Below are 8,008 nucleotides of genomic sequence, written 5' to 3'. Positions count from 1 at the left end.
CCAAGGAAACGATTTGGGTTTAAGACACCCAACGAAGTTTTCGCCGAAAAACTAAACAATCTAGCAGATGTTGCATTTATTACTTGAATCCACCTTGATTTATAACAACGTACTTTTTTTATTTATTTGGTGCAATTTGTTAAAAACCAAGTTCCATCAGCAAATCTTCAAGGTCAATAGCTTTAGTAACCATTTGCATTCCCCCATCAGAGTCATAAGGCCAAAGTTCCCTTGGCCGATCCCAATAAAGTTCAACACCGTTGCCATCTGGATCATTTAAATAAATGGCTTCAGATACTCCGTGGTCGCTTGCACCGCTGAGCGGATAATCCGCTTTTACTAACCGGTCATAAATTAATGCAAGATCTTTTCTTTCTGGATAAACTATTGCAGTATGATATAAGCCCACACTATTTTCTGGTGCTGGTGGCAAACCTTTACTATGCCAGGTATTTAAACCAATATGATGGTGGTAGCCGCCAGCAGATATAAATGCCGCTTGGTCTCCATATAATGCCATTACTTCAAAGCCTAATAAGTCTCTGTAAAAGCCTAACGAACGATTTATATCTGCAACTTTTAAATGCACATGCCCAATCCTGGTATCTGCCGGGACTTTGTATTTGTTTTTCATAACACACTCAATTTTTCGGAATTTTCCTTTTTTATTTCCAGCACCAACTTGCCCCTAACGTGCCAGGTTTCACTTTCGCGGTGTGCTTCGGCAACATCTTGTAGCGGGAATACTTTACTGATATTTACTTTCACTTTTCCTTCATCAATCAACTGCGCAATTTCCTCCAGCCAGTCTTTCCTTGGCTGGTTGGCGGATAATTCTCCTGTAACATTTTTATTCGCCAGGGTTTCCATCAACTCATCATCGAATGGAAAATCTGTATTCACAGTTACAAATATTCCGCCTTCTTTTACAACGCTTATTGCTCTTATCCGCTCGGCATTGTCACGTATTGGTGAAGCCTCCAAAACCAAATCGACATCAGACACCAAATCCTCAAAATTTTGAGTTGTATAATCTATCACTTCATCGGCACCAAGTTCCTTTATATAATCGAGGTTCTGTGCGGAAGCAACCGCAATTACGTAAGCTCCCCTTGCTTTCGCAAATTGAACCGCAAAGCCACCCACACCTCCAGAAGCACCTTGAATCAAAATTCGTTGCCCTGACTTTAATTTTCCATAATGAAACATTGCAGTCCAACCGGTAAGCGCTGCCAATGGTACACCTGCCGCTTCATTAAAACTCAGAGTTGATGGCTTAAGTGCAAACTGCGTGGCTTTTGCAACACAATACTCTGCATAACTTCCATCACCTGGAAAATTTGGAACCCCATATACAGCGTCTCCTTTTTGAAAATCCGAAACATCGCATCCAATTTCTTCAACTGTTCCAGCTGCATCCCAACCTAAAGTCATCGGCAATGTGAAATATTGTCGCAAGGAATCATTTGTACCGCTTCGAATTACCCAATCCACAGGATTTACGCCACTTGCATACAGTTTTACCAAAATTTCATCTGCTAAGGGAACCGGACGTTCTATATCTTCCATTTTTAAAACTTCCGTTCCGCCAAATTCATTGATTCTTATTGCTTTCATAACATTTTTATTTAAGGAAAAAAATTCAGTTTCACTTTGCGAAACTGAACTTGTAAAAAATGGCTTTTATTTTGGCCAAAATAACTTTAAAAAAATTTAAATTCATATTTTAAAGTTTACAAAAGGAAAAAATTAATAAAATTCCGCCCGAAATTCCAGCGGCGGCAATTCAGTTTTTGTTTTCAAAGGTCTATTACAACTCTGCCCAATTTCAAAACTAATTTATAAGAAATTTCATTTACTAACAATTCTTCTGTTGAGAATTTTTCTTTCGTTTTTTCAATAAGTTTAACTAATTAACGCTAACGGTTTTTAATTTTTAGCAAAAGATAAATTCCCAAACCGGCAATTAACGGAACCGGCGCAACGTGACGTAAAGCAGAAAAAGCACCGATTGTTGGCCTAAAAAAGAAAAAATCGGTTGCCGGAACTATGGCACCAATCAACATAATAATTGCAAGTGCTTTTATTTGGTTACTTAAGGCGAGTGCAACAATCATTAAACCAATTGCAACCTGACGGATGCCCATGGCTAAAGCGAAAGGTTCTTTAAGTTTATCAGAATCGGTAATATCAAAAACCTTTCCCGCAGCGTCTGGAGCCAGTAAAATTAACAATCCGGAAATTATTAAAAAAAACCCCGGTAACAAACAGAGGTATTTTGCGGTGTTAATTCCTTTGTTCATTTTAAAATTTAATTATTGGCTAATTTAAAAAATTAATTAATTAGCGCTCGGGATTTTTTAATTTAAACCAAAATTACACGTTCATTTTTTTTCAGATAATATTGGCATTTTATGAATGAACTCCTTGTTGTCCAAATTATCAATCATAAATTTTGCTAATTGCTTTCGGCTCATTTTAAATGGCGAAGGTGTTTTATCGTAACTGATAACCAATTGCCCCAATATTTCATTATTATTTAGGCCAACAGGCCTTGCAATAGTCCAATCAAGATTTGAGTTCACCAGCAATTGCTCCTCCTTATCGTGGTCGGCAAATACAATTTTGAAATTGGAAATTTTGATAAACAATCTCATAAACCACGGCGCATACTTGCGTGAATCACCAACACCAATAGACGAAAGTGAGATGATACGTTTTATATCAGATTCACGCATACATTCTATGGTGTTGCGGATACTTTTTTCTATTGTATGCGGCGGCGCTATTCTTTTGAAAGACATACTCTCTTTCTCCGGAAGGGCGCTTAAAAGGCTAACGACATAATCGCAATTTTTCATCGCATTCCTTACGTCTTCGATGTTGGTAGGTAATCCTTTTATTACGCTTAGTTTTTCCGAATGTAAACTTAATTTATCGGGATTACGAACAAGTGCTGTTACTTCATAGCCCTGCTCTATTGCATATTCCAACGCCAATTTTCCTGTTCGTCCTGTTGCTCCGTACATTAAAATTCTTTTCATCGTTTTATTAGTTTACTGTCAGAAAACTGGCATCTTGCCGATTTTGCCAAGCGTACTGTTACTATGATTTCTAGTCTATTTCAAATATTCCATATCCCCGGCAGTCAGGTTGATATTTACAGCTTCTATATTTTCTTTAAAATGTTGTAAAGAAGAAGTTCCCGGGATAGGCAATAGCCACGGTGAGTGGTGCAGCAGCCACGCAATATTTATCTGCGCTTCGGTTGCTTCATATTTCTTCGCAATTTCCGCTATCCTTGTATCTTTTTTTTGATTGGCTGTTTGCAGCGAAAAGAATGGAATAAGTGGGATTTCATTTTCCTCACATAAGTGCAATACTTCTTCCCCGCCACGTGTATCGCCGTGTGCGCCAGACATATCACCACGTTGGGCATGCCCGAAAAGATTTTCAACGGTGGCTATCTCTCCGATGGACATTGCAATTTCTAATTCTTTGCGGTTTACATTACTTACGCCTACGTGCAATATTTTTCCCTCCCGTTGCATGGCAAACATCGCTTCCATTGATTCTTCCAAACCTTTATCACCATGCATAACCCTGAAATGCACGAGGCTTATCTGCTCTAACTTTAGCGTGCGCAAATTATTTTCAATACTTTGGCGCAGTTCCTTTGGCTTATTGTATGGAATCCAGCTCTTATCAGGTTTTCGTGCGCTACCAACCTTGGTGCAAATTACCAGGCCATCTTTGTATGGATACAGGGCTTCCGCTATCAAGCGGTTGGTTACATCTTCGCCATAATAATCTGCCGTGTCAATAAAATTAATACCTTGTTTTGCTGTTTCGCTTAATATTTCCAGGGCTTCATCCCGCCGTTTCGGTTCGCCCCAAATGCCTTCTCCTGTCAGCCGCATTGTGCCATAGCCGAGACGGTTTACGGTTAACGGATGATTACTTTTACCTGCTATTGTAATTATTTGTGGTGTATTCATTTTCTTCTTGTTTTTAAATATTAAATTAGCGTTCCGCCGGAAACTTCTATTCGTTGTGCAGTAATCCATTTGGCATCATCGGTACATAAAAATGCAACCACAGGCCCAATATCTGTTGGAAGTCCGGCTCTTCCTAAAGCCGTCATATTTGCAACCTGTGTATTAAATGCTTTGTTATCTCGCGTTAGTCCGCCACCAAAATCCGTTTCAATTGCACCCGGAGCAACTGTATTTACATTAATTCTTCGCGCGCCCAGTTCTTTTGCCATATATCTGGTAAGCCCTTCTATCCCCGCTTTTAATGCGCCATATACTGAATAACCTGGAAACGAAAACCTTGCTAAACCCGAAGAAATATTCACGATACCTCCACCGTCATTCATAAAGTTTAATGCCTTTTGAGACAGAAAGAAGACACCTTTGAAGTGGATATTCACGGCGTCATCAAATTGATCTTCGGTAGTTTCCATGAATGGTTGATGTAGAGATGTTCCTGCATTATTTACAAGAAAGTCTAAGTTTTTGCTGCCCATCTCTTTTTCTATATGACCCATCATTCCTTCCAAAAATTTATCGAAAGAGCTTACATCTCTGGTATCTAATTGTAAAGCGAAAGCCTTTTGTCCGATGGTTTTAATTTCAGCAACTACTTCATCAGCCTCTTTCTTGTTGCTGTGGTAAGTAAGGACCACATCTATTCCTTTTTTGGCAATATTAATTGCCATGTCTCTACCTAATCCTCGGCTACCGCCTGTTACTAATGCTATTTTGCTTTTATTTTCCATTGTTATTTTTGTTTTAATTATAAATTAATTTCCGTGAAGTGCATCAAAAGATTTTTTTAAATCGGGTATGCTTGCATTCAATCTTGTCTCGCTTGTTCCAAAAGTTAATTCCTTTTTACCTTTTATTAATTGCTCGAAAATAGACTCGATAAAACTGCTAACACTTGGGTGTATATCATGAAGACCAACTCCACCAAGATCAGTATTTAGCGCTGGTGGAATAATCTCGATAACTTCGATGTTTTTTGATTTTAATAAATGACGAAGAGATAGTGTAAAAGATCTAAAAAAAGCTTTCGTAGCCGAATACACTGGAACTTTAGCAAAAGGAGAAAATGCTAATCCTGAAGTTACATTCATTACCGTTGTTAGCGATTTTAAATTCATAAATAATGAAGTTAAATGTAAAGGAGCTTCGATATTAGTCTGAATTTCAGTTTTGGCATTTTCGTAAAAATCAGCATCGGTAACCGAAATCCATTTTTGAATTCCTGCATTATTTATCAAAACATTTAAATCGCTGTGGTGTTTTTTAATCCACTCGTAAAGCGCTATACGCTCTGCTTCTACAGATAGATCACAAACTTTTGTTATAACTGAAGGGAATTTATTAGCCACTTCTACTAAAACAGATTCCCTTCTTCCGCAAATAATTACGGTATTATTTTCAGCAATAAATCTTTCGGTAAGCCCAAGACCAATGCCGGTTGCTCCGCCTGTAATTAGAATTTTGTTATTTGATATTTGCATCTAAGTTTTTAAAAATTGATAATACAAAGGTAAAGGTGGAGTAGCTTTGGAGAATTGTAAATTTCAATCCAGAATTTGCGAAAATCAAATTAATAAATTTAAACTCTAAACGATACTGGTGATAAAGTGGTTTGCTTTTTGAAAAAATTAGAAAAGTGAGCTAATTCTTCAAAACCTAATGAATAAGAAATTTCCGAGATATTCCAATCCGTTTCTTTCAATAAAATCTTGGCTTCATGAACTAATCTGTCGCTGATTAATTCTGTAGTTGTTTTACCTGTGTTTTCTTTTAAAACTTTATTGAGATGATTCACATGAATAGACAAACGAGTAGCAAAATCTTTTGCCGATTTCAATTCCAACCGTTGTCTCGGTGACTCAATTGGGAATTGTCTTTCTAACAATTCTGCAAATAAAGAAGAAACTCTGGCTGCAGAATTGTGTTTAGAATATAAACCAGTTACAGGTTGCAACTTTTGTCCAATATGAATTAACTCTGCTACGTAATTCCGGATCAAATCGTACTTATAAACATAATCTGAATTGATTTCTTGGTGTATTTTATTGAAAATCAAATCAATTGCATTTACATTTTCTTCCGTCAATTGAAAAACGGGATAGGCATCTGCTTGAAAAATAGGTAGTTTTTCCAATTCAACACCAGTTTTGTCTTTGGTCAAAAACTCCGCTGTAAAAACACAAAAATGACCTGATTGCTCCACATCTACTGGAACATAATTGTAAGGGATTTTGGGCGTGGCAAACAAAAGTGCGTAGTGCTCAATATCAATTACTCGATCCGCATATTCCACTCTGTTTTTACCCCGAATCAAACTTATTTTATAATAAGCTCTTCGGTTATAAGGCATAAAAGACTTTTCTTTTAATCTTTCATAAAGTTCTTTGATGCTGAAAACGTTGAAATGACCAATTTCTTTTTGAATGTCTTTGGGCAATAAAGAACTTGTCTCCGAACTTGAGTCTCCAGAAATATCTTCGTAAAACTCGTCTATTGATTTTGATTTCATTTGGAGTAAATTTGTAAAAATCAAATATAGTGTTTATTTACAAAAGGATTACTTCATGGTTTGCAAAATCAAAAATACGGGATTCGCAGGCATTTTTTATTTTAGACTTTCGGACAGCAGTGATAAATTTATTTATACAAAATTAGTGTCCGATGATCGAACACTATTTTTATTTTATTTGTTTAGCCAATCTAGCTCTTCATCATAGACTTTCTTCACTTCTTCAGGTCGGTCTGTTCCAAGAAGATCTTGGCTGATAGTGCCTCCAACTATCTGACGTGTATAAGCAAGCCAGCGATAGGAGATGCGAAGACCTTTTACATCTTCTGGATTTATTTTCAAGTCCTGTCCAGGTATTGCAGGACTCAATTCGTCTGACTCATTAATGGAAGTCAATGCCGTAATTTTCCAATCGCCTTTGCGTTTTTCTACTCGATAAAGTAAGCGCATGTACGAAGTCAGAACGGCCTCAACCTTGTTTACATAAACACCACGAGTGGTCGTAGTAGGATATTCTACGAATGATTTATCTCCATTCTGAAAGATCAGCGGGCTAGCACTGCGATTAACAAGAGGAAGCTCTTCTACGACTTCGTTAGGGCTTTTCCCTAAAAAAGTATTTACCCCTCCGCTTTGCCAACTGGTACGAATTTGTGCATCATCAGCGTAGCATTTTGCCAATTCTTCATTCCGATGACTTGCACGATACATCCTTTCGGAGACAATCAGATTGTTAATTGCTGTATAATCTACAGATTGTTTTTCGGCATTATTTCTATCGTTCATAATTCTTAAATTTATAACGAAAACAATGCCAACAATCAATAAAAGCATGATTGCTATACCAACCGGATTGACTAATTTTTTAAAAATTTTTATCATGAGCGTAGCTTATAATTGAATTTAAAATTAGATGATCTACCTATAAAAAATTACTAGTCAATTACTTTACATTCCTTTACGATAACAATACTTTCTTTATAGAGGTCACGCGCTTCTCCAGTAATTACAAGAGTTTGCCCTTTAGAAAATTTGCGTAACTGAAGGTAGTCTGAAACCGGAAGTACACAAAGTGCCATTGATGCCCCATCTTTTTTATCTGAAAGTTCTATTGAAGGAAGCGCATAAACATCTGGACCAACATAAACAACAACTCCTTTAATAGTTATTGTTTTGTTCTTGTAGAGTTTTTCCGCTTTAGTTCTATCGTTCATAAAAGCATCCTGTAATTCCTTAACAGGCAAAATTTCTTTAGCGTTCATAATTCTTAAATCTTTAGAGTAAACAATGCCAGCAATCAACAATAACATGATTGCTATACTAACCGGATTGACTAATTCTTTAAATATTTTTCGAGTTACTTACTTAGGCACTACAATAGATTTCCAACCAATATGTTGATGTTTTATCATTCTTTTAAATAGATTATCAAAGATTGTCTCTTTAA

Annotated in this window: 10 protein-coding genes; all 10 read right to left on the bottom strand. The window is 36.8% G+C overall.

Going from position 1 to position 8,008, the window contains the following annotated elements:
• Nucleotides 1-139: 139 nt before the first annotated feature.
• Nucleotides 140-634 carry a VOC family protein gene (locus ABIB40_RS20410; protein ID WP_354361763.1) on the bottom strand — a complete coding sequence of 165 codons (495 nt, stop codon included), beginning with the start codon at nucleotides 632-634 and terminating at the stop codon, nucleotides 140-142.
• Nucleotides 631-1,617, bottom strand: coding sequence for an NADP-dependent oxidoreductase (locus ABIB40_RS20405; RefSeq protein ID WP_354361761.1), 987 nt, complete (start codon nucleotides 1,615-1,617; stop codon nucleotides 631-633). The genes ABIB40_RS20410 and ABIB40_RS20405 overlap by 4 nt, the downstream gene beginning before the upstream one ends.
• A gap of 302 nt (nucleotides 1,618-1,919) precedes the next feature.
• Nucleotides 1,920-2,303, bottom strand: coding sequence for a DUF4267 domain-containing protein (locus tag ABIB40_RS20400; protein ID WP_354361759.1), 384 nt, complete (start codon nucleotides 2,301-2,303; stop codon nucleotides 1,920-1,922).
• 81 nt (nucleotides 2,304-2,384) lie between these two features.
• Complete coding sequence (locus tag ABIB40_RS20395; protein ID WP_354361757.1) at nucleotides 2,385-3,044, bottom strand: NAD(P)-dependent oxidoreductase; 660 nt, start codon at nucleotides 3,042-3,044, stop codon at nucleotides 2,385-2,387.
• Nucleotides 3,045-3,119: 75 nt separating this feature from the next.
• Nucleotides 3,120-3,998 carry an aldo/keto reductase gene (locus ABIB40_RS20390; protein ID WP_354361755.1) on the bottom strand — a complete coding sequence of 293 codons (879 nt, stop codon included), beginning with the start codon at nucleotides 3,996-3,998 and terminating at the stop codon, nucleotides 3,120-3,122.
• Between the two features lie 20 nt (nucleotides 3,999-4,018).
• Nucleotides 4,019-4,783: an SDR family NAD(P)-dependent oxidoreductase gene (locus ABIB40_RS20385; protein WP_354361753.1), complete on the bottom strand. Its 765-nt coding sequence runs from the start codon at nucleotides 4,781-4,783 to the stop codon at nucleotides 4,019-4,021.
• Nucleotides 4,784-4,807: 24 nt separating this feature from the next.
• A complete protein-coding gene (locus ABIB40_RS20380) occupies nucleotides 4,808-5,533 on the bottom strand; it encodes an SDR family oxidoreductase (protein ID WP_354361750.1) in 726 nt (241 codons plus the stop codon).
• Between the two features lie 98 nt (nucleotides 5,534-5,631).
• On the bottom strand, nucleotides 5,632-6,561 hold the full coding sequence (locus ABIB40_RS20375) for a helix-turn-helix domain-containing protein (protein ID WP_354361748.1): 930 nt from the start codon (nucleotides 6,559-6,561) through the stop codon (nucleotides 5,632-5,634).
• A 174-nt stretch (nucleotides 6,562-6,735) separates the two neighbouring features.
• The gene (locus tag ABIB40_RS20370) at nucleotides 6,736-7,443 is read right to left on the bottom strand and encodes a hypothetical protein (RefSeq protein ID WP_354361746.1); all 708 of its coding nucleotides are present in this window, start codon (nucleotides 7,441-7,443) and stop codon (nucleotides 6,736-6,738) included.
• A 53-nt stretch (nucleotides 7,444-7,496) separates the two neighbouring features.
• The gene (locus ABIB40_RS20365) at nucleotides 7,497-7,871 is read right to left on the bottom strand and encodes an OB-fold protein (RefSeq protein ID WP_354361744.1); all 375 of its coding nucleotides are present in this window, start codon (nucleotides 7,869-7,871) and stop codon (nucleotides 7,497-7,499) included.
• Nucleotides 7,872-8,008: the final 137 nt, after the last annotated feature.

The sequence above is a fragment of the Pedobacter sp. UYP30 genome, from assembly GCF_040547165.1.
GTDB lineage: Bacteria > Bacteroidota > Bacteroidia > Sphingobacteriales > Sphingobacteriaceae > Pedobacter.
The sequence above is the reverse complement of the archived record's forward strand: the minus strand, read 5'-3'. Positions and strand labels throughout refer to the sequence as shown.

What these genes read in the sequence shown, in the direction of transcription:
- ABIB40_RS20400 (WP_354361759.1), bottom strand. Translation starts at nt 2,303, where the DNA reads ATGAACAAAGGAATTAACACCGCAAAATACCTCTGTTTGTTACCGGGG.
- ABIB40_RS20395 (WP_354361757.1), bottom strand. Translation starts at nt 3,044, where the DNA reads ATGAAAAGAATTTTAATGTACGGAGCAACAGGACGAACAGGAAAATTG.
- ABIB40_RS20390 (WP_354361755.1), bottom strand. Translation starts at nt 3,998, where the DNA reads ATGAATACACCACAAATAATTACAATAGCAGGTAAAAGTAATCATCCG.
- ABIB40_RS20370 (WP_354361746.1), bottom strand. Translation starts at nt 7,443, where the DNA reads ATGATAAAAATTTTTAAAAAATTAGTCAATCCGGTTGGTATAGCAATC.
- ABIB40_RS20405 (WP_354361761.1), bottom strand. Translation starts at nt 1,617, where the DNA reads ATGAAAGCAATAAGAATCAATGAATTTGGCGGAACGGAAGTTTTAAAA.
- ABIB40_RS20410 (WP_354361763.1), bottom strand. Translation starts at nt 634, where the DNA reads ATGAAAAACAAATACAAAGTCCCGGCAGATACCAGGATTGGGCATGTG.
- ABIB40_RS20375 (WP_354361748.1), bottom strand. Translation starts at nt 6,561, where the DNA reads ATGAAATCAAAATCAATAGACGAGTTTTACGAAGATATTTCTGGAGAC.
- ABIB40_RS20365 (WP_354361744.1), bottom strand. Translation starts at nt 7,871, where the DNA reads ATGTTATTGTTGATTGCTGGCATTGTTTACTCTAAAGATTTAAGAATT.
- ABIB40_RS20380 (WP_354361750.1), bottom strand. Translation starts at nt 5,533, where the DNA reads ATGCAAATATCAAATAACAAAATTCTAATTACAGGCGGAGCAACCGGC.
- ABIB40_RS20385 (WP_354361753.1), bottom strand. Translation starts at nt 4,783, where the DNA reads ATGGAAAATAAAAGCAAAATAGCATTAGTAACAGGCGGTAGCCGAGGA.